This window comes from Sphingomonas sp. PL-96, assembly GCF_020707215.1.
Classification (GTDB): Bacteria; Pseudomonadota; Alphaproteobacteria; order Sphingomonadales; family Sphingomonadaceae; genus Sphingomonas.
Genome location: NZ_JAJFET010000001.1, coordinates 526,102 through 546,848 on the forward strand (window position 1 = coordinate 526,102; position 20,747 = coordinate 546,848).

Here is a 20,747-nt window from a genome sequence, read left to right on the forward strand (position 1 = left end):
ACCTGCGTTCGCATGACAACGCCACAAATCCTGTCCGTCTGTGTGCTGACGGGCATGATGCTGCTCTTCATCTGGGGGAAGTTCCGCTACGACGTCACTGCCGTGATCGCGCTTCTTGCCGCGCTCGCGCTTGGCCTGGTGAAGCCGGAAGATGCGTTCAGCGGTTTTTCCGACGACATCGTCGTGATCGTCGCCTCCGCGCTGGTGATCAGCGGGGCGGTGCAGCGGTCCGGCGTGATCGAGCGGTTGCTGCGCATCGTGCAGCGCTACGTCACCCGCTTGCCGTCGCAGTTGATGGTGTTGTGCGCGTCGGTCGGCTTCGCCTCGGCACTGGTCAAGAACATCGGCGCGCTCGCGATGCTGATGCCCGCGGCGTTCCAGATGGCGAAGCGCTCCAAGAGCTCGCCCTCCGCGCTGCTGATGCCGATGTCGTTTGCGTCGCTGCTGGGCGGGCTGATGACCCTGGTCGGCACCTCTCCGAACATCATCGTGAGCCGGGTGCGGGAGGACATGACGGGCAAGCCGTTCGCCATGTTCGACTATCTGCCGGTCGGGCTTGGCCTTACGCTGATGGGGCTGTTGTTCCTGCGCTTCGGCTATCGGCTGCTCCCGGGCGATCGTCGCGCCGCCCCCACCATGGGGGAGGCGCTCGACATCCAGGACTATGTGACCGAAGCGCGCGTCTCCGAGCGTTCCGAGGCGGTGGGCGAGACGATCGCCGCCTTTGTCGAACGGCACGGCCACGACGTCACCGTGACGCAGGTGCTGCGCGCCGGTATCCGCACCACGCCCTGGCCGGAACTCCAGCTGCGCTCGGGCGACCTGCTGATCCTGGGCGGCGCCCCGGACACGCTGGAGCAGGTGATCGCCGGCGATCTGCTGGAGCTTGAGGGACATGACCGAGCCAAGCCCGCGGGGAGCGAAGACGACGAGGTCGGCGTGATCGAGGCGGTGCTCGGGGCCGACTCCGTGCTCGTCGGGCAGACGGCGGGGCGCATGCTGCTCCAGGCGCGCTACGGGGTGAATCTCATCGCCATCTCCCGCCGCGGCGAGCGGCTGACGCGGCGCCTTGCCAACACGGTGCTGTGCCCCGGCGACGTGGTCGTGCTCCAGGGACCGCTGGGCTTGCTGCCGGAGCGGCTGCGGATGCTCGGCTGCCTGCCGCTTGCCGAACGTTCGCTGCGGCTGGGCAACGCGCGCAAGGGCTTGCTGCCGCTTGGCGTGCTGGCGGTCGCGATGGCGGCCACCGCCACGGGGCTGGTGCCGGTGGCCGTCGCCTTTTTCGCCGCTGCTGCCGTCGTGATCCTGGTCGGCGCGCTGCCGGTGCGCGACGCCTACACGCACATCGAATGGCCGATCCTGGTCATGCTCGGCGCGCTGATCCCCGTCAGCGACACGCTGCGCACCACGGGCATGAGCGACATCATCGGCACCTGGCTCGCCCACACCGCCGCGTCGCTCCCGGTCTGGGGCGCCGTCGCGCTGATCCTGGTCGCGGCGATGGCGGTGACGCCGTTCCTCAACAACGCGGCTACCGTGCTGGTGATGGCGCCGATCGCCGCCACCTTTGCGGGCGATCTCGGCTACCGGCCGGAAGCGTTCCTGATGGCGACTGCGGTTGGGGCAGGATGCGACTTCCTCACCCCGATCGGCCACCAGTGCAACACGCTGGTGATGGGACCCGGCGGCTATCGCTTCGGCGACTATGCCCGGCTGGGTGCGCCGCTATCGGTGCTGGTGCTGCTGCTCGGCACGCCGCTGATCCTGTGGGCGTGGCCGGTGCATTGAGCACGCCCTGACCTGCTCCCAACCGGAGGAGATGATCACGGGTCAGGCGGAACGTCGATCCGGCTCAGGCATAAGCACCAAGCACCGACTTCACCTCCAGATATTCGGCGATGCCATGCGCGCCATATTCGCGGCCGTTGCCCGAACGCTTGTAGCCGCCGAACGGCATGTCGGCGTCGGGGATGCCGCCGTTGACATAGACCATGCCCGCGCGCAGCCGCGGCACGATGCGGCGGACGTCCTCGGGCGCGCCGAACACGACAGCGGAGAGGCCATAGTCGGTGTCGTTGGCGATGCGGATGGCCGCATCCTCGTCCGCATAGGCGATTAGCGTCACGACCGGCCCAAAGATTTCCTCGCGCGCGATCGTCATGTCGGGCGTGACGCCGGAGAGAAGCGTCGGCCGCACGAAGAAGCCGCGGCCGAATTCGGGAGGGTGGCCGAGGCCGCCTGCCTCCAGCGTCGCGCCTTCCTCGATCGCGCCTGCGATCAGCCGCTGGACGCGGTCCCATTGCGCGCGGTTGACGAGCGGTCCGATGTGGTTGCCCGGAACATCCGGGTCCCCAATCTGCGTTTCCGCCATCGCGCGGCGTGCGATGGCAACCGCGGCGTCATACTGCGCAGCGGGCACCAGCAGGCGAGTGGGGGCAAGGCAGCTCTGCCCGGAGTTAAAGGTGACGCTGCCGACCGTCGCCCGCACGGCCATCTCCAGATCTGCGCTGGGCAGCACCAGCGCGGGAGCCTTGCCGCCCAGTTCCTGGTGCACCCGCTTGACGGTGGGCGCTGCTGCCTGTGCCACGGCGATGCCGGCACGGGTCGATCCGGTGAAGCTCACCACGTCGACGCGGGGGTGGGCGGCAAGTGCCTGGCCCACGACCGCGCCATCGCCCTGCACCAGGTTGAAGACGCCCGCCGGCACGCCGGCCTCCGCCACCACTTCGGCAAAGATCGCGGCGCAGCCTGGCGCTTCCTCGGACGGCTTGAGGACGACCGTGCAGCCCGCGGCGAGCGCGGGCGCGACCTTGGCCACGATCTGGTTCATCGGCCAGTTCCAGGGGGTGATCAGCGCCGCCACCCCGATCGGCTCGCGCAGGATCGCATGGCGGCCGCGGCGTTCCTCCCACTCCACGGTCTGCGCCGCGCGGACCGTCGCGCGCAGGTGATCGACGCCGGCCATTGCCTGCGCGTCCCGCGCCATGGTGGCGGGGCAGCCCACTTCGCGCGTCATCGCGGCGGCGAAACCGTCCAGGCGGCGAGTATAGCCCGCGAGGATCGCCTCGAGTAGCGCGACGCGCTCTGCGACGCCCGTGCGGGAGAAGGACTCGAATGCTTGCGCCGCAGCCGCGACGGCGCGGTCCACGTCGGCGGCCGTGCCCAGCGTCAGCGAGGCGCACGGCTCCCCCGTGGCGGGATCGATCACCGGCACGGCCCGGCCGCCCAGGCTTTCGACCCAACTGCCGTCGATGAAGTGAGGGGTGTCGCGCATGTCGGGTCCTTTCGGTGCCCGCGATGGCGCGATGGTGCGGCGGGTGCAAGTCAGGCGTGGCCGGAGCGGTCGCCGCACGCTTGCGGCTCTGGGCTCCCGCCTGCGCGGGAGCAGGGGTGGGGAGGGGACACGCCTCCCCTCGCCGCGGCCCTCCTTCTGCGTCAGCAGAACGGACGGAGCGCGGGGGAACGAGGCCTACCTTCAGGCAGCTGGCCCAACCAAAAAGGGCGCCCGGATCGCTCCGGACGCCCTTCCTGTACCGATCGCGAGCGCGATCAGGCCGAGTAATACATGTCGAACTCGACCGGGCTCGGGGTCATTTCCCAGCGGGCGACTTCGCCGCGCTTGATCTCGACATAGGCCTCGATCTGGTCGGCCGAGAACACGTCGCCCTTCAGCAGGAAGTCGTGGTCGGCTTCCAGGCTGTCGAGCGCCTCGCGCAGCGAACCGCAGACGGTCGGGACCTGGGCGAGCTCTGCCGGCGGCAGGTCGTACAGGTTCTTGTCCATCGCTTCGCCCGGATGGATCTTGTTCTGGATGCCGTCGAGGCCCGCCATCATCAGCGCCGCATAGGCGAGATAGGGGTTGGCCATCGCGTCGGGGAAGCGGACTTCGACGCGCTTCGACTTCGGACCCGTGCCGTACGGGATGCGGCACGACGCCGAGCGGTTGCGCGCCGAATAGGCGAGCAGCACCGGCGCCTCGTAACCCGGCACCAGTCGCTTGTAGCTGTTGGTGGTCGGGTTGGTGAAGGCGTTGATCGCCTTGGCATGCTTGATGATGCCGCCGATGAAATAGAGGCAGGTGTCCGACAGGCCGGCATAGCCCTCGCCCGCGAACAGCGGCGTGCTGCCGTTCCAGATCGAGAAGTGGGTGTGCATGCCCGAGCCGTTATCTTCCTTGATCGGCTTGGGCATGAAGGTCGCGGTCTTGCCATAGGCATGCGCGACCTGGTGCACGACATACTTGTAGATCTGCATGCGGTCGGCAGTGGTGGTCAGCGTGCCGTAGGTCAGGCCGAGCTCGTGCTGCGCGGCGGCCACCTCATGGTGGTGCTTGTCGCAGGGCAGGCCCATTTCGAGCATGGTGGAGACCATCTCGCCGCGGATGTCGACGGCGCTGTCGACCGGCGCGACGGGGAAATAGCCGCCTTTGGCGCGCGGACGGTGGGCCATGTTGCCCGACTCATATTCGCGGCCGCTGTTGGTCGGCAGTTCGATGTCGTCCAGCTTGTAGTAGCTGCTCGAGTAGGTGTTCTCGAACCGCACGTCGTCGAACATGAAGAATTCGGCCTCGGGGCCGACGTAGACGGTGTCGCCGATGCCGGTGGTCTTGAGGTACGCCTCGGCGCGCTTGGCGGTCGAGCGCGGGTCGCGCGCATAGAGCTCGCCGGTCGAGGGCTCGACCACGTCGCAGAAGACGATCAGCATCGGCGTGGCCGAGAACGGATCGACATAGACGGCGTCGAGGTCGGGCTTGAGCACCATGTCGGACTCGTTGATCGCCTTCCAGCCCTCGATCGAGGAGCCGTCGAACATCAGGCCGTCGGTCAGCTCATCCTCGGTCAGGATCGACGCGACCATCGACAGGTGCTGCCACTTGCCCTTGGGATCGGTGAAGCGGAGGTCGACCCACTCGATCTCCTGATCCTTGATCATGTCGAGGATCGTGCTGGCGGTATTGGCCATCGGAACTAAGCCCTTTCTGGAAAAAACAACTGCCCCGCGAATCGCGCAAACAAATTGCGATTAGCCGCGGTGGAACCCTTGCTGCAATGCGTCAAATGCGGATCAGATGGCGTCTTCGTTACGCTCTCCGGTGCGGATGCGCAGCGCCGTCTCGACGGGAAGGACGAAGATCTTGCCGTCGCCGATGCGCCCGGTCTGGGCTGCGCCGGCAATTGCCTCGACCACACGGTCGGCCAGGCTGTCCTCAACGACAACCTCCAGCTTCACCTTGGGAAGGAAGTCGACGACATATTCGGCACCGCGATAGAGTTCGGTGTGGCCCTTCTGCCGGCCAAAGCCCTTGGCCTCGGTCACGGTGATGCCGCTCACGCCCACTTCGTGCAGCGCCTCCTTCACCTCATCCAGCTTGAACGGCTTGATGATGGCTTCGATCTTCTTCATGCCTTCCCAATTCCCCCGGCCAAACGGCCCCGCGCACCCGCGCTGCCAATCAAGAACTGTGCCAGAGCACGACTCACGGCGCGGAGCATCGACCATCCGGCCGCGCCTGTCGATCCTGCCCGCCTTTTCGGCAAAATGGAGGAAGCTGCCCGGTTTTTGGGCAGCCGTGGCGGCGGCGCAATGACTTGCGAGTGCAATGTTTTCGAAGCACCTTGCGGGCATGAAGAGGATGCTCCTGCTCGCTGCGGTAGCCGCGCCGTTTCACCCGGCGGCATCGCAATCCGTTCCTTCCTCTGTCGCGACCGCCAACGTCCAAAGGCTGGCCGCCTGGATGCCCGGCGAGTTGCGGTGCGGCGGGGCGCTGGTGACCGCGACGACCCTGCAGCGGCCGTGGACTGCGCTGCACTGGAGCGGGACGCGCGCACCTGCCCAGGAGCTCCGCTACCGCTTCCGCATCGATGCGACAGGCCGTCCCATGTCGGTCCGACGCGAGGGCAGTGGCCCTGCCTGGGGCAGCGCGGACGTCGCACCCTCGCTCGCGGTCAGCCGCTTCCCCGCCGCCGCGCCCCATGCGGACTGCACGCTCGCCTATAGCTTGCGCCAGACCTCCCTCGCGGATGCGCCGGTCGGCGACCTCATCTCCTATTCGTTGACGCCCTTGTCGGGACGGCTTGCGGCGGAAGGATGGGCGCGGATCCAGCCGCCGGACACGTCCTGCCTCGTCGAGCCACGGCCAAGGCCGCTGATGCAAGCCTTCCCCGACTTTCTGGCGCTGCCGGGAACGCCGGGGGTGAAGCACTGGTCGATGCTGGCCTATGACCTCGACAGAAAAGGCCGGCCGATCCACGTCCGCGTGGCGTCCAGCACCGGCGACCCCGCGCTGGACCGGGCCGCGGCCCAGGCGATGCGCGCGTCGCGCTTTGCCGGCGGGGCGCGTACCGGCTGCCTCTACCCGATGTGGCGGGGGCCCACCACGGTGGCGGCGCCGGAGGCGCCTGCGGAGGACGCGATGCGCCCCACCGGCAGCACCTGCCCGCACGACGACACTTGGGTGAACCCGCCCCGCCTCCGCTATGCCCAGCCCTATCATCGCCGCTCGATCGAGGGCTGGGCGGTGATCGCGTTCGACGTCGCGCCCTGGGGTGCGCTGGGCAACCTGCGCGTGCTGGCGAGCGAGCCGACAGAGGATTTCGGCACGCAGGCGCTCCAGGTGATCGGCGCCGCGACCAAGCCGCCCTCCGCCACCGGCCGCACCGGCTGTGTCGAGCGCGTGCTGTTCAAGATCGGCTATGGCGGCCTGCCGGCGGGCGACGATCCCGCCTGAGCACTGTTCTTGCCGCCGGGTTCGTGCCACCAGCAGGGGATATTCCTCATGCGGGTACAGCAGGATGAGCATTTCGACGGTCGCGTTGCTGGCACTGGCCTGGTCTGCACAGGCGCAGGCAGCCGCACCCACGCCCGGTACGATCGCGGTAGAGGTTCGTGCCGACGCGACGGAGACCGATCGTCTCTTCACCGACGCGGTCTCCGCCGCGTTGTTCGACGCGCGCTTCACCCCTCTGCCGGCAAACAGCCACAGCCGCTACATCGCGCGCGTCACCGTCACGCGCACGCCGCGCGGCTCCGTACCGACGGATGCGAAGGACCCGCCGGCGATGGCGACGCTGGGGCAGGTGTTCGTGCCGCTCCCCTCGGGCAAGAGCCAGATCCGCGGGCTGGTCGCGACCGATCTTGCGGTCGACATCCTGCTGCGGGGCGGCACCGAGCCCTTGTGGACGAGCCGCGCCTCAACCGTGCAGCTGGAGGGAAGCGATGGCGACGCGCCGGCGAAGGTGGCCCCGAAGCTCGCCTCCGCGCTGATGCGGCAGTATCCCCGGCAGGATCCGGTCTCCGTGCCCTGACGGGCCGCTATTCCTCCACCGCCAAGTCGAGAGTGCGGGCGGCGAGCACGGCCTGGGTGCGGTTGAGCACCCCCAGCTTGCGCAGGATCGCGGTCATGTGGCCCTTCACCGTGGGCTCGGTGACGCCGAGCTGAAAGGCGATCTGCTTGTTGAGCTTGCCGGCCATGACGCCGGTCAGCACCTTCATCTCGGTTGGGGTGAGGCTGGCGATGCGCGCGGCCATGTCGCCGGGCGTGTCCGTCGCCGCATCCGGCTGGGGCAGGGCGTCCGTCTCGCCCGCAAGCGCGCGTGCGACCGCGCGTTCGAGTTCGGCGAGTTCGGCGGTCTTCGACACAAAGCCGATGGCGCCATAGGCTCGCGCGCGGTGGGCGGCATCGACGGCGTCGGCCGAGGACACCACCAGGATCGGCGTCCCCGGCCGTTCGGCGTGGATCTGCGCTACGCCCGAAAAGCCGTCCGCGCCCGGCATGCGAAGGTCGAGCGTGACCAGGTCGAGCCGGGGCGCTGCCGCCGCGCATTCCAGCGCCTCGTGCAGCTGCCCCGCCTCGATCACCGCCGCGTCGGGCGCCGCCCGCCCGATCGCGAGTTTCAGCGCCTGGCGGAACAGCGGATGGTCGTCCGCCACCAGGATCGTGCGCTGCGTCATGCCGCCAGCTTGGTGGCGTCCTCCCGGCCCGCGATCAGCGCGTCGACCACACCCGGGTCGGCCAGTGTCGAGGTATCGCCCAGGCTGCCGAAGTCGTTCTCGGCGATCTTGCGCAGGATGCGGCGCATGATCTTGCCGGACCGGGTCTTGGGCAGCGAGGGGGTGAACTGCAGCGCGTCCGGCGTGGCGATCGGCCCGATCTCCCGCCGCACCCACTGGATCAGCTCCTTGCGCAGGCTGACGTCGCCTTCCTCGCCGGCGTTCAGGGTCACATAGGCGTAGATGCCCTGACCCTTCACGTCGTGCGGCATGCCCACCACCGCGGCTTCGGCGACCTTCGGGTGCGCGACCAGCGCGCTTTCGACTTCGGCGGTGCCCATGCGGTGGCCGGAAACGTTGATGACGTCATCCACGCGGCCGGTGATCCAGTAATAGCCGTCGGCATCGCGGCGGCAGCCGTCACCGGTGAAATACTTGCCCGGATAGGTCGTGAAATAGGTCTGGAAGAAACGATCCGCGTCGTTCCACACGGTGCGCATCTGCCCCGGCCAGCTGTCGGCGATCACCAGATTCCCCTCGGTCGCCCCCTCCAGCACGACGCCTTCGGAATCGACCAGCTGCGGCAGCACGCCGAACAGCGGCTTGCTCGCCGAGCCTGGCTTGAGCGCGGTCGCGCCGGGAAGGGGAGTGATCATGTGGCCGCCCGTTTCGGTCTGCCACCAGGTGTCGACGATGGGGCAGCGGCTGTCGCCGACCACGCGGTAATACCATTCCCAGGCTTCGGGATTGATCGGCTCGCCGACCGATCCCAGCACGCGCAGCGAGGCACGGCTGGTCTTCTTCACCCATTCGTCGCCCTCGCGCATCAGCGCGCGCAGCGCGGTCGGCGCCGCGTAGAAGCTCGTCACCTGGTACTTGTCGACGATCTGCCAGAAGCGCGAGAAATCCGGGAAATTCGGCACGCCCTCGAACATCAGCGTCGTCGCGCCGTTCGCCAGCGCGCCATAGACGATGTAGCTGTGGCCGGTGACCCAGCCCACGTCGGCCGCGCACCAGAAGACCTCCCCCGGGCGATAGTCGAAGACGTACTGATGCGTCATCGACGCCCACACCAGATAGCCGCCGGTGGTGTGCAGCACCCCCTTGGGCTTGCCGGTGGAGCCGGAGGTATAGAGGATGAACAGCGGCTTTTCCGCACCCATCGGTTCGGGCGGGCAGTCGGTCGTTTCCGCCTGCATGACGTCGTCATACCACAAGTCGCGCTCAGCCTGCATCGGCACGCCGGCACCGGTGCGGCGCACGACGATCACCGTCTCGACGATCTTGCCGGCCTCGTCCGCCAGCGCGGCGTCGACATTGGCTTTCAGCGGCACGCGCTTCCCGCCGCGCAGCCCTTCGTCTGCGGTGATGACGAGCTTCGATCCGCAATCCTGGATGCGGTTGGCGAGGCTGTCAGGCGAGAAACCGGCGAACACGATCGAATGCACCGCGCCGATCCGCGCGCAGGCGAGCATCGCAAAGGCCGCCTCGGGGATCATCGGCAGGTAGATGGTGACGCGATCGCCCTTCTTGACGCCCGCGGTCTTGAACGCGTTGGCCAGGCGGCTGACCTCGTCCTTCAGCTCACCATAGCTGATCCTGCGCTCCTCGCCGGGCGTGTCGCATTCCCACAGGATCGCGGTACGGTCCGGATCCTTGGCGGCATGCCGGTCGATGCAATTCTCGGCCACGTTGAGGATGCCGTCCTCATACCAGCGGATGTGGAAGTCGGCTTCCTCGAACGAGGTGTCCTTGATGCGCTTGGGAAAGCGCGTCCAGTCGAGCCGCTCCGCCTCGCGCGCCCAGAACCTGTCGGGATCGGCCGCAGCCTCCTGGTACATCGCGGCATAGCGGTCCTGGTTGATCAGCGCCGTTTCGGCCCACTCGGCCGGGACGGGATAGCAGGACTCGGTCATTACCCTCTCCATTTTGCGTCTGGCTACCGCACCGCAACGAGGCGTGCACCCACGACCTTGGTAGCCCTAGCGCGGGCCGGAACATCTCCGTCATTCTCCTGCGGTCCCCACCTGTGACGCAAGATCCAATGGGACGAGGAGAGATGATGCATCGATCAGCGATCATCCGCGCCGCCCTGGCCGGGACCCTGCTCACTGCGCCGGGGACGGCGCTGGCCCAGGCGGCAGGCGCCCCCAGCCAGCGCGAGGCAGAGCTGGAGGCGCGGCTCAACCAGCTGGAACAGGCGGTGCAGGACCTGCGCGCCGAACTGGCCGCGGCGCGATCGGCACCAACCGCGAGCAGCGCCCCGGCCAGCGGCGGTCCGGTCGCGCAGCCGCAGGTTGTGCAGGCGCAGGCGCCGGGCACCAGCGGGCAGTCGGGGCCGGAGCAGCCGACCGGCGGCCGCGCGATCCTGGCCGAGGCGAAGGCGCCACCGCCGCCTACTGCCGCACCGGCACAGGACGGGTTCAGGGTCGCCGGCACCACGGTGCGGATCAACGGCTTCTTCAAGACCTGGGCGGCCTTCTCGCGCTATGACGGTGGCAACATCGCCGCCGACAGCGTCGGCCGCGACTTCTACTTTCCCAGCTTCATCCCGGTGGGCGGCGTCGGCACCGGCAATAATTTCGAAGCGCACGCCAAGCAGACCCGCATCGCCATCTCCACTGCGACGCCGATCGCGGGCAAGGAGCTCAAGGGGCTGTTCGAGGCGGATTTCCAGGTGGTGCCCGGCACCCAGGGCAACCAGCGCATCGTCAACGGCTATGACCTGGGGCTGCGCCGCGCCTTCCTCACCTATGACAAGTTCCTGGTCGGGCAGGAATGGTCGACCTTCCAATATATCGCGGCACTGCCGGAAACGACCGACTTCCTGGGGCCGAGCGACGGCACGGTGTTCGTCCGCCAGGCGCAGCTGCGCTATACCGAGAAGCTGACGCCCGAACTGTCGCTGTCGCTGGCGGTCGAGAACCCCGATACCTCCTATGCGACCACGCTGGCGGCGGCCAATGTCAGCAGCGCGACCGATCGGCTTCCCGACCTCGCCGCGCGGCTTAACTGGCTGATGCCGAACGGCATGGAGCTGTCGCTGGCCGGGCTGGCGCGCAAGCTCACCGTGGACACGGGAACGGTGTCGGACAGCGCCGCGGGCTGGGGTGTGTCGGTCGCCGGCAAACTGCCGCTGACCGGGGACAAGCGCTGGGACGTGCGCTTCATGCTCAACCACGGCGACGGCATCGGGCGCTACGTGGGCCTGAACCTGATCCCGGACGCGGTGCTTGGCACAGACGGCCAACTCTACACACCGACGCTGACAGCGGGCTTTGCGGCCGTGCGGCTCGGCTGGACCGAGAACCTGCGCTCGACGATCATGGCCGCTTTCCAGAAGGGGAAGTACCAGGACGGAGTGGCGCCGGTCGGGGGCAACGAGTCTTCCTGGAGCGCTGCCGCCAACCTCTTCTACTCGCCGGTCAAGAACCTCGATGTCGGCTTCGAATATCGCCACGGCGAACGCGAGCTGATCACCGGGGCGAGCGGCACCCTCGACCGCGGCGAGTTCGCGGCGAAGTACAGCTTCTAAAGACCATCGGCAGTGGCCCCGGACGAAGGGCTACGCCGCTTCCCACAACCTTCGAAGGAGAGGGGCACAAATGGCGACGATCACTGGGGAAGTTCCCAAGCATCATGCAGCGACCAAGGGCGAGAAACTCGTCATCGCCGCGTCCTCGCTCGGCACGGTGTTCGAGTGGTATGACTTCTACCTCTACGGCCTGCTCGCGACGATCATCACCGCCCAGTTCTTTTCGGGCGTGAACGAAACGACCGGCTTCATCTTTGCGCTGGCGGCGTTCGCAGCCGGATTCGCGGTGCGGCCGTTCGGGGCGCTGGTGTTCGGGCGGATCGGCGACATGGTCGGGCGCAAGAACACCTTCCTGGTCACGATGGGCATCATGGGCCTGTCGACCTTTGTCGTCGGATTGCTGCCGAGCTATGCGACCGCCGGCGTCGCGGCGCCGATCGCGCTGGTGGTGCTGCGGCTGCTCCAGGGGTTGGCGCTGGGCGGCGAATATGGCGGCGCTGCGACCTATGTCGCCGAGCACGCACCCAACAACAAGCGCGGCCTCTACACCAGCTTCATCCAGACGACCGCGACCTTCGGCCTGTTCGCGGCCCTGCTGATCGTGATCGGCACGCGCTTCGCGGTCGGCGAAGCGGCGTTCGCAGACTGGGGCTGGCGGGTGCCGTTCCTGATCTCGATCGTGCTGCTCGCCGTCTCCATGTGGATCCGCATGCAGATGAGCGAAAGCCCGGTGTTCCAGAAGATGAAGGCGGAAGGGAAAACGTCCAAGGCGCCGCTGACCGAGGCGTTCGGCACCTGGAGCAACCTGAAGGTCGTGCTGGTCGCGCTGCTGGGCGCGGCGATGGGGCAGGGGGTGATCTTCTACACCAGCCAGTTTTATGCGCTGTTCTTCCTGGAGAAGACGCTGCGCGTGGAAGGGGCGACCGCCAACATCCTGGTGGCAGTCGCGCTGCTGATCGCAACCCCGGCGTTCGTGTTCTTCGGCTGGCTCTCCGACAAGATCGGGCGCAAGCCGGTGCTGCTGACCGGCTTCGCGCTTTCGGCGCTGCTCTACTATCCGCTGTTCCAGGGCATGTCGCACGCCGCCAACCCGGCCCTCTATGAAGCGCAGCAGGCGACCCCGGTCGCAGTCGTCGCCGACCCGAACGAATGCTCGGTCCAGTTCGACCCCGTAGGCAAGAACAAGTTCGACAGCAGCTCGTGCGACATCGCCAAGGCCTATCTGGCGAAGGCGGGCATCTCCTACACCAATGTCGCCGCACCTGCCGGCACCGTCGCCAGCATCCATGTGGGGGGGCAGGCGCTGCCGGCGGTCAACCCGACGACCGTGACCGGACCCGCCCGCGCCGATGCGATCAAGGCCTATGGCACCGAGGTGAAGGACGCGCTGACCGCGGCCGGATATCCCACCGGCGTTGCCGATCCCGCGCGGATCAACAAGCCGCTGGTGGTCGGCATCCTGGTCGTGCTCGTGCTGCTGGTGACCATGGCCTATGGCCCGATCGCCGCGCTGCTGGTGGAGCTGTTCCCCACCCGGATCCGCTATACCGCCATGTCGCTGCCGTACCACATCGGCAACGGCTGGTTCGGTGGCTTCCTGCCGACCACTGCGTTCGCGATGGTCGCCGCCACCGGCAACATCTATTACGGCCTGTGGTATCCGATCGTGATCGCGGCGATCACGCTGGTGGTTGCGCTGCTGTTCCTGCCGGAGACGTTCCGGCGCAGCATCGACGACTGATCCATCCGGGCGGGAGCAGGCGGGCGGTCGCGATGCGGCCGCCCGTTTGCTTTGCCCCGCACGTTGACCTCCGCACGGGCGCTGCCTAGGCAAAACGCCATGAACCGTCCCCTTTCTGTTCGGCAATATCCCGCATGACGGCTCCCACCATCATTCTCGTAGAGGACGATGCAGCGCTTCGCACGCTGACCGCGCGTGCCCTTCAGGAAAACGGCTACCTGGTCCGCACCGCCTCGGGCGCGGGAGAGATGTGGCAGGCGCTCGACGCGCAGCCTGCGGACCTGGTGCTGCTCGACATCATGCTGCCCGGCACCAGCGGCATCGAGCTGTGCCGGCAGCTGCGGGAGCGCAGCAACGTCGCGATCATCTTCATCAGCGCCAAGGGGAGCGAGGCCGATCGTGTCGCCGGGCTGGAACTCGGCGCCGACGACTATTTGCCCAAGCCGTTCAGCACGCGCGAACTGCTCGCGCGCGTCCGCGCGGTGCTCCGCCGCGGCGGCCGTGAAGAACCCGCCGGCACGCGGGAGGAAGGCATCCGCCGCTTCGACGGCTGGACGATCGACCTGCGCCGCCGCGAGACGCGCTCGCCCACCGGCGCGGCGGTGGACCTCACCGGCGCCGAGTTCGACCTGCTCGCCGTCCTGCTCGACCATGCCCAGCGCGTGATCGCGCGCGAGCGGCTGATCGAGCTGTCGCGCACGCGGCTGGGCGACAGTTCGGACCGCAGCATCGACGTGCTGGTGAGCCGCCTGCGTCGCAAGCTGTCGGGCGCCGGCGGCAGCGCGCCGATCATCACCGTCCGGGGCGTTGGCTATATGCTCAACGTGCCGGTGGAGCGCGCTTGACCCGGTTCGTGCATTTCGTGCGGCCCTCCTTCGGCCTCCTCGGCCGCATCGTCGCCATCCTGTTGCTCACCACCGTGCTGGAGTTCGGCGTCAGCACCTTGCTCTACGAGCGCGCGAGCCAGTTCTCCGTCCGCGACGACGAGGCCAGGCGCCTGGCCGAGCATCTGGTGATCGCGCGTCGCCTGGTTGCCGAAAGCCCGCCGGAACGGCGCGAGGCGATGGCGGCGGAGCTAACCACCGACCGCTACGAAATGCGCTGGAGCCCGGAGCTGCCGCCGCCGCCGCGCCTGTCGCCCTCGCTTGACGGCATGCGCCGGCAGGTGCTGGACTGGGAGCCGTCGCTGCGCCCGTCCGACCTGCGCATCCGCCTGACCTCGCCCGGCCGCAGCTCGGTCGTGACCGGCGGCTTGCGTCTGGCGGATGGCAGCTGGCTGCATTTCCGGACGCTGGAGTCGCTGCGCACGCTCAACCTTGCGTGGGAACGAGTCCTGCTGGCGTTGTTCCCGGCGATCGCGCTGATCGTGATCGGCGGTCTGCTCGTTCGGCGGACCCTGCTGCCGATGCGGCAGCTTGCCGTCGCCGCAGATCGTGTCGGTCGCGGCGGTGCCGAGGGAACGCCGATCCATGTTCCTGAGGCGGGGCCGGGCGAGGTGCGTCGCGTGGTCGCCGCCTTCAACGGCATGCAGGCGCGTATCCACCGGCTGATCGAGGATCGCACTCGCGCGCTCGCGGCCGTCGGCCACGACCTGCGCACGCCGCTCGCCCGCCTGCGGCTGCGCGCCGAGCGGGTCGCGGACGACGAGCTGCGCCGCACGCTCGACTCCGATCTCGCGGAAATGGAGGCGATGGTGACTTCGCTGCTCGCCTTCCTGGGCGGTGAGGGCGATCCGGAGCAGCCGGTGCTGATCGACCTGGCGGTGCTCGCCGCCACCGTTGCCGATGAGGCCGTCGACCTGGGCCACCATGTGACCTATGCGGGGCCGGATCATCTCGACTGCCGGCTGCGGCCCTCGGGCATGAAGCGGGCGCTGGTGAACCTGGTCGACAATGCGCTGCATCACGCCGACACCGTCTGCGTCCGGCTCACAGCCCGCGCGGACGCGGTAGTGCTGTCGGTCGAGGACGACGGCCCCGGCATTCCGGAGGATCAGCTGCCGCTGGTCATGGAGCCGTTCGTGCGGCTGGATACCGCACGCAGCCGCGACACCGTCGGCTTCGGCCTGGGCCTGTCGATCGTCGCCCGCTCCGTCGAGGCGGAGGGCGGCCAGTTCCGCCTCTCCAACCGCCCGCAAGGCGGCCTTTGCGCGGAAATCGTCCTGCCGGCCTCCTGCACGGCCTGAGAGTAGGGCGCCTCCCGTGCTCCCGCGCAGGCGGGAGCCCAGGGTTCCACACGCAGACCGCCTTAGGTCCGTTCACCCCAGCGTGCGGCGGACCAGCACCAGCGTGGGATCACCTTCCACCGGATGGGCGGTGAAGCCCATTTCCTGCTCCAGCTCGATCGCGGCGCGGTTCTCGCGCGCTTCGATCGACTCCAGCGTCCTGATGCCGCGCGCCTCGGCATAGGCGGCGATATGCTCCAGCAGCGTCCAGCTGATGCCGCGGCGCTTGTGGTCGGTGCGGATCGAGATCGCGACCTCGCCACGGTCCAGCTGCGGATCTGCGGCGAGCATGCCGCTCGCCAGGATCTGCCCGGCGTCGTCGAGCGCCAGGAAGTTCTGGGTGTGATCATGGTCCATCGTGGTCATCGCCACCAACCGGTCATGCCCCACCTTGTCGAGCGCGATCAGGAAGCGGAAGCGGATGTCATCTTCCGAGACATGGCGGAAGAATTCGGCGAGCTGGTCCTCGTCGCCCGGCCGGGCGGGGCGGACGTGAAAGGTGAAGCCGCTGCGCGTGGTCAGCGTCCCCGTCCAGCGGCCGGCGTCCGCCACCGGCTGTCCTGCGCCGACCCGCGGCGTCTCTTCCCTGTTCTGGTCGCTCACTCTTGCATCTCCCTTGTTGCGCACGCCCCGCCGGGCCTGCCGCCAGCATGCCCCAAGCCCTCGCGCTTGCCGACAAGACCAAAGTAGGGGATGCGGCGACCCGCGGCCAGCATGGGATGGACGCCTCCGCCGCCGCCGCCATTGTCCTGGCGCAAGGAGCGCCTTAGCGTGGTGCTCGGGCGCACGCGACGGGAGAGGGACGATCGGCAGCCTTACGGCCATCCTCGCGGTGCTTGGCTATGGCGGCGTGCTGTTCGCGGTGGGCTGGGCGGTGGAGCGACACGGCCTTTCGCCGCGGCTGGGTCGCTGGGCCTATCCGCTGTCGCTGGCTGTCTATTGCAGCAGCTGGACCTTTTTCGGCGGCGTCGGCACGGCGGCCGGGCGCGGCTGGGACTATCTGTGCATCTATCTCGGCCCGCTGCTGGTGTTCGTGCTGGCGCCGGGCTTCCTGCGCCGCACGATCCGGTTGGCGCGCAGCGAAGGGTCAAGTTCGGTCGCCGACTTCATCTCTGCCCGCTACGGCCGCGATCGCGGCATCGCCGCGCTGGTCGCGGTCGCCGCGCTGCTCGCCGCCATTCCCTATATCGCGCTGCAGCTTCGGTCCGTCACCCTCAGCTTCGGCGCGCTGACCGGCATGCGCGGAACCCAGTCCATCGGGCTCGTCGTGGCTGCCCTGCTGGCCGCCTTTGCCATCAGCTTCGGCGCCCGCCGCTATGAAGTCGCGGGCCGCAACCCCAGCGTCGTGGGGGTGCTGGCGTTTGAATCGCTGGTCAAGCTCGCCTCGTTCGTGATCCTTGGCCTGTTCGCACTGTGGCTGATGCTGCGCATGCCCGGTACCGTCGCCACGCCGCAGGCGACCCGCCTGCTCGACGGCTTCCGCGTCGATGCGCTTTCGTCCGACTTCCTGGTCCGCACCTTGCTGTCGGCCACGGCCATCTTCTGCTTGCCGCGCCAGTTCTATGTGGGCGTGACCGAAGCGGCGGGGCCGGACCCGGTGGCAGGCGGGCGCTGGCCGTTTGCGGCGTATCTCGTGATCATCTCGGCCATGGTGCTGCCGCTTGCACTGGCCGGAACGATGCTGCTGCCCAGCGACGTTCCGCCCGATCTCTACGTCCTCGCGCTGCCGCTCGCCGGTGGGCACCAGGCGATTGCGATGCTCGCCTTCCTGGGTGGCTTTTCGGCGGCGACGGCGATGGTGATCGCCGAGACGATCGCCCTGTCCACCATGGCCACCAACGACCTGCTCGCGCCGCTGCTGCTCAGCGGCCGGCGAGCAGGCGGGGAGGGCGACCTCGGCCGCCTCATGCTGCGCGCCCGCCGCGTCATCATCGTCGCGATCATCGGCGCGGCGCTGCTCTATGGCGCCAGCATCGGCAACGACTGGACGCTCGCCTCCATGGGGTTGATCGCCTTTGCCGGGGTCGCCCAGTTCGCGCCGGCGCTGGTGGCGACCGTCGCCTGGGACTTCCGGGACCCGCGTGCGGCGCGTGCCGGCCTGATCGGCGGGCTGCTGCTCTGGGCCTATTGCCTGTTGCTCCCCTCGGTCGGACTGGGCTTTGCCAGCGGGATGCGCGATGCGACTGGCGGCCTGCTCGATCCGGACGCGCTGCTGGGCCTGCGGTTCGGCTCCGCCCTGGTCAACGGCACGATGTGGAGTCTGGGTGCCAACATCATCCTGATGGCCGCCGTCCACTACCGCACCCGGCCGCGCGGGCATGGGGAGGAGCGCCGCAATGTCATCGACCATGTCACCACCATGGCCGAGCTGCGCACCCTGGTCGCGCGCTTCGTGGGGGAGGCAGAGGCCGCTGAAGGGTTTGACAAGCTGGTCGGCGGACCCGATCGCAGCACTGCCGACGCGCCGATCGACGGCGCCGCCGCCCGCCAGGCGGAGCGGCTGATCGCCGGCGTGATCGGTGCCCCGTCCGCGCGGCTCATCGTCACCTCCAGCCTGGCGGGCTCCGCGCTGGACGTCAGCGACGTCGTTCGGCTGCTGGACCAGCGTGGCAAGAGCCTGCGCTTCTCGCGCGCGCTGCTGTCCGCGACGTTGGAGACGATCGACCCTGGCGTCAGCGTGATCGACGCGAACCTGCGGCTGGTCGCGTGGAATCCTCGCTACGTGGAGATGTTCGACTATCCCGAGGGCTATGTCGTTCCAAGCCGGCCGATCGCCGACCTGATCCGTTACAATGCCCTGCGCGGCGATTGCGGGCCGGGCGAGGTCGACGCCCATGTTGCCCGCCGTCTCGCCCACCTTGAGCGTGGGCAGGCGCATGAGTTCGAGCGGCGCCGGCCATCGGGCCGCTGGATCAAGACGGTCGGGCGGCCGATGCCCGGCGGCGGCTATGTCCAGAGCTTCACCGACATCACCGCCGAAAAAGAGGCGCAGGCGGTGCTGGAGGCGCGAGTCAGCGAACGCACCCGCGACCTCGCCCATTCGAACGCGCTGCTCGACGACGCGCGCGCGGCGGCCGAAGCCGCGACCCAGGACAAGACCCGGTTCCTGGCTGCCGCCAGCCACGACCTGCTTCAGCCGCTGCACGCCGCACGGCTGTTCTGCACCGCACTCGACGAACGGGTGGACCCGCACGCGCGCGAGATGGTGCGCGCGATTGCTGGCGCGATCGGCTCCGCCGACGGGCTGCTGCGAGCGCTACTGGACGTGTCGCGGCTCGACGCGGGCGGGGTGACGCCGCGCATCGAGCGGTTCGCGCTGGCGACGCTGCTGGCGGAACTGGTCACCGAGTTCCGTCCGCTGGCGGCCGAGCGCGGGCTGTCGCTGCACTGCTACCCCGGCCGCTTCGAGGTGGAGACGGACCGGGCGCTGCTGCGCTCGGTGCTCCAGAACTTTCTATCCAATGCCGTCCGCTACACGCCGTCTGGCCGCATCTGGGTGGGCGCGCGCCGACGGGGCGATCGGGTCCAACTCGAGGTTCGCGATACTGGCCCCGGCATTGCGGTCGAGAACCAGGCTCGGATTTTCGGCGAGTTCGAGCGGCTTGAAAGCCGCGGCAGCGCCTCGGGGGGCGTCGGGCTCGGGCTGGCGATCGTGCGGCGGATCAGCGGGCTGCTCGACCTGCCGATCCAGTTACGCTCGCGGCCGGGCACGGGCTCGACCTTTGCCGTGCAGGTGCCGCTGGTTGCCGATGCCAGCCCGGCCGAGCGCAGCGGCCCGGCCGCACCCCCGCAGAGCCTGCCGCCCGGCTTACGCGTGCTGGCGCTCGACAATGACGCGGCGGTGCTGGAGGCGCTCGACGCAGCCCTGCGCTCGCGCGGCTGCGTCCCGCTGCTCGCCGCAACTTCGGCAGAGGCGCTGGCGCTGGCCGAGGACGAGGAGCCGGAGGTTGCGCTGCTCGACCTGCAACTGGGGGAGGGCAGGGATGGCCTCGACGTTGCCCAGGCGCTGGCGGCGATGCGCCCCGCGCCGGTGATCGCGCTGGTGACCGCCGACCGCCACGCCGCCGACGATCCGCGCTTCGCCGCGCTCGGCATCCGGCTGCTGGCCAAGCCGGTAGATCCGGCCGAATTGTGGCGCTTCCTGGCCGATGCGAGCGCGACGATGGCGCAGGCGGCGGAATAGGCTGGCGCCGGATCGCCGCTTTGGAGCGTGATGACGAGGCGTATTCCCGTTGTCCTGAGTAGCCATTGAGGGCAGTCGAAATGGCGTATCAAAGGACCGCTACCGGTGCTTCGATACGGGACTTCGAGAAGCTCAGCCCCTACTCAGCACGAACGGTCCGACCCCTTGTCATTCTGCTCAAATGCTCCCGCTGGTCAGGATGACGACGCAAGGGAAAGGGACGGAGAGGGAGGGTATCGAACCCTCAGACATACGGCGGCTTGGTATATCCCGCCGGGCTCAGCGTGAAGATCTCGCAGCCATCCTCGGTGATGCCGATCGAGTGCTCGAACTGCGCCGACAGCGACCGGTCGCGAGTCACCGCCGTCCAGCCGTCGTCCAGCACCTTCACGTCCGGCTTGCCGATGTTGATCATCGGCTCGATCGTCAGGATCATGCCGGGCTTCAGCTCCGGGCCGGTACCCGGACGCCCCGCATGCACCACTTCCGGCGCATCGTGGAACAGCCGGCCGACGCCATGGCCGCAGAAATCGCGCACCACGCCATAGCGGTGCGATTCCGCATGCTGCTGGATCGCATGCGCCACGTCGCCCAGCCGGTTGCCGGGCCGCGCCTGCTCGATGCCCAGCATCATGCAGTCATAGGTCACCTCGACCAGCCGCCGCGCCTTGATCGGCACATTGCCGACCAGATAGGTGCGGCTGGTGTCCCCGTGCCAGCCGTCGAGCAGCGGGGTCACGTCAATGTTGGCGATGTCACCGTCCTTGAACACGCGCTCCGACGGAATGCCGTGGCACACGACATGGTTGATCGAGATGCAGGTCGAATGGGTGTAGCCGCGATAGCCCAGCGTCGCCGGCACCGCGCCTGCCTGGTCGATCAGGCGAAAGATCATCGCGTCGATCTCGGCGGTGCTGACACCCGGCACGATGTGCGGCGTCACCGCGTCGAGCACTTCGGCCGCCAGGCGCCCCGCTTTGCGCATGCCCTCGAACGCTTCGGGGCCATGCAGCTTGATCGCGCCGGTGCGCGCCAGGGGAGTGTCGGCGGAGACGGTTACATATTCGGTCATGCC

15 protein-coding genes are annotated in these 20,747 nt (G+C 68.6%); 8 read left to right on the forward strand and 7 right to left on the reverse strand.

Annotated features, from left to right (window positions below; translation table 11 throughout):
- Positions 1-12 precede the first annotated feature (12 nt).
- Positions 13-1,788, forward strand: coding sequence for an SLC13 family permease (locus LK533_RS02515; protein WP_229361185.1), 1,776 nt, complete (start codon positions 13-15; stop codon positions 1,786-1,788).
- Positions 1,789-1,852: 64 nt separating this feature from the next.
- Here LK533_RS02515 and LK533_RS02520 read toward each other — a convergent pair whose 3' ends face one another.
- The 3 genes from LK533_RS02520 to LK533_RS02530 form a co-directional block, all read right to left on the reverse strand.
- The gene (locus LK533_RS02520; protein ID WP_229361186.1) at positions 1,853-3,274 is read right to left on the reverse strand and encodes an aldehyde dehydrogenase family protein; all 1,422 of its coding nucleotides are present in this window, start codon (positions 3,272-3,274) and stop codon (positions 1,853-1,855) included.
- Between the two features lie 275 nt (positions 3,275-3,549).
- Positions 3,550-4,962, reverse strand: coding sequence for a type I glutamate--ammonia ligase (gene glnA, locus LK533_RS02525; RefSeq protein ID WP_229361187.1), 1,413 nt, complete (start codon positions 4,960-4,962; stop codon positions 3,550-3,552).
- 102 nt (positions 4,963-5,064) lie between these two features.
- Complete coding sequence (locus tag LK533_RS02530) at positions 5,065-5,403, reverse strand: P-II family nitrogen regulator (RefSeq protein ID WP_229361188.1); 339 nt, start codon at positions 5,401-5,403, stop codon at positions 5,065-5,067.
- 220 nt (positions 5,404-5,623) lie between these two features.
- Between LK533_RS02530 and LK533_RS02535 the strand changes: the two genes are divergently transcribed.
- A complete protein-coding gene (locus tag LK533_RS02535; RefSeq protein WP_229361190.1) occupies positions 5,624-6,727 on the forward strand; it encodes an energy transducer TonB in 1,104 nt (367 codons plus the stop codon).
- A gap of 64 nt (positions 6,728-6,791) precedes the next feature.
- Positions 6,792-7,304, forward strand: coding sequence for a hypothetical protein (locus LK533_RS02540; RefSeq protein ID WP_229361191.1), 513 nt, complete (start codon positions 6,792-6,794; stop codon positions 7,302-7,304).
- 7 nt (positions 7,305-7,311) lie between these two features.
- Here LK533_RS02540 and LK533_RS02545 read toward each other — a convergent pair whose 3' ends face one another.
- On the reverse strand, positions 7,312-7,950 hold the full coding sequence (locus LK533_RS02545; protein ID WP_229361192.1) for a response regulator: 639 nt from the start codon (positions 7,948-7,950) through the stop codon (positions 7,312-7,314).
- On the reverse strand, positions 7,947-9,905 hold the full coding sequence (gene acs, locus LK533_RS02550) for an acetate--CoA ligase (protein WP_229361193.1): 1,959 nt from the start codon (positions 9,903-9,905) through the stop codon (positions 7,947-7,949). The genes LK533_RS02545 and acs overlap by 4 nt, the downstream gene beginning before the upstream one ends.
- Positions 9,906-10,048: 143 nt before the next feature.
- Here acs and LK533_RS02555 point away from each other — a divergent pair, with 143 nt between their 5' ends.
- The 4 genes from LK533_RS02555 to LK533_RS02570 all read left to right on the forward strand — a co-directional run bounded on the left by LK533_RS02555 (position 10,049) and on the right by LK533_RS02570 (position 15,450).
- Positions 10,049-11,524 carry a DcaP family trimeric outer membrane transporter gene (locus LK533_RS02555; RefSeq protein WP_229361194.1) on the forward strand — a complete coding sequence of 492 codons (1,476 nt, stop codon included), beginning with the start codon at positions 10,049-10,051 and terminating at the stop codon, positions 11,522-11,524.
- Between the two features lie 70 nt (positions 11,525-11,594).
- A complete protein-coding gene (locus tag LK533_RS02560) occupies positions 11,595-13,265 on the forward strand; it encodes an MFS transporter (protein WP_229361195.1) in 1,671 nt (556 codons plus the stop codon).
- A gap of 134 nt (positions 13,266-13,399) precedes the next feature.
- Positions 13,400-14,110 (forward strand): response regulator, encoded by a 711-nt coding sequence (locus LK533_RS02565; protein ID WP_229361196.1) that lies wholly within the window; start codon positions 13,400-13,402, stop codon positions 14,108-14,110.
- Positions 14,107-15,450 carry an ATP-binding protein gene (locus LK533_RS02570; protein ID WP_229361197.1) on the forward strand — a complete coding sequence of 448 codons (1,344 nt, stop codon included), beginning with the start codon at positions 14,107-14,109 and terminating at the stop codon, positions 15,448-15,450. Before LK533_RS02565 ends, LK533_RS02570 begins: the two co-directional genes overlap by 4 nt.
- Before the next feature lie 72 nt (positions 15,451-15,522).
- On the opposite strand, the gene LK533_RS02575 is transcribed toward LK533_RS02570, so the two are convergent.
- Complete coding sequence (locus LK533_RS02575; RefSeq protein ID WP_229361198.1) at positions 15,523-16,092, reverse strand: GNAT family N-acetyltransferase; 570 nt, start codon at positions 16,090-16,092, stop codon at positions 15,523-15,525.
- A gap of 229 nt (positions 16,093-16,321) precedes the next feature.
- Here LK533_RS02575 and LK533_RS02580 point away from each other — a divergent pair, with 229 nt between their 5' ends.
- A complete protein-coding gene (locus LK533_RS02580) occupies positions 16,322-19,672 on the forward strand; it encodes a PAS-domain containing protein (RefSeq protein ID WP_229361199.1) in 3,351 nt (1,116 codons plus the stop codon).
- Positions 19,673-19,916: 244 nt separating this feature from the next.
- Here LK533_RS02580 and map read toward each other — a convergent pair whose 3' ends face one another.
- Positions 19,917-20,744 carry a type I methionyl aminopeptidase gene (map, locus tag LK533_RS02585; RefSeq protein ID WP_229361200.1) on the reverse strand — a complete coding sequence of 276 codons (828 nt, stop codon included), beginning with the start codon at positions 20,742-20,744 and terminating at the stop codon, positions 19,917-19,919.
- Between the last annotated feature and the right edge of the window lie 3 nt (positions 20,745-20,747).

Excerpts from the sequence above, each read along its gene's own strand:
- LK533_RS02515 (WP_229361185.1), top strand. The coding sequence starts at position 13 with ATGACAACGCCACAAATCCTGTCCGTCTGTGTGCTGACGGGCATGATG.
- LK533_RS02520 (WP_229361186.1), bottom strand. The coding sequence starts at position 3,274 with ATGCGCGACACCCCTCACTTCATCGACGGCAGTTGGGTCGAAAGCCTG.
- glnA (WP_229361187.1), bottom strand. The coding sequence starts at position 4,962 with ATGGCCAATACCGCCAGCACGATCCTCGACATGATCAAGGATCAGGAG.
- LK533_RS02530 (WP_229361188.1), bottom strand. The coding sequence starts at position 5,403 with ATGAAGAAGATCGAAGCCATCATCAAGCCGTTCAAGCTGGATGAGGTG.
- LK533_RS02535 (WP_229361190.1), top strand. The coding sequence starts at position 5,624 with ATGAAGAGGATGCTCCTGCTCGCTGCGGTAGCCGCGCCGTTTCACCCG.
- LK533_RS02540 (WP_229361191.1), top strand. The coding sequence starts at position 6,792 with ATGAGCATTTCGACGGTCGCGTTGCTGGCACTGGCCTGGTCTGCACAG.
- LK533_RS02545 (WP_229361192.1), bottom strand. The coding sequence starts at position 7,950 with ATGACGCAGCGCACGATCCTGGTGGCGGACGACCATCCGCTGTTCCGC.
- acs (WP_229361193.1), bottom strand. The coding sequence starts at position 9,905 with ATGACCGAGTCCTGCTATCCCGTCCCGGCCGAGTGGGCCGAAACGGCG.
- LK533_RS02555 (WP_229361194.1), top strand. The coding sequence starts at position 10,049 with ATGATGCATCGATCAGCGATCATCCGCGCCGCCCTGGCCGGGACCCTG.
- LK533_RS02560 (WP_229361195.1), top strand. The coding sequence starts at position 11,595 with ATGGCGACGATCACTGGGGAAGTTCCCAAGCATCATGCAGCGACCAAG.
- LK533_RS02565 (WP_229361196.1), top strand. The coding sequence starts at position 13,400 with ATGACGGCTCCCACCATCATTCTCGTAGAGGACGATGCAGCGCTTCGC.
- map (WP_229361200.1), bottom strand. The coding sequence starts at position 20,744 with ATGACCGAATATGTAACCGTCTCCGCCGACACTCCCCTGGCGCGCACC.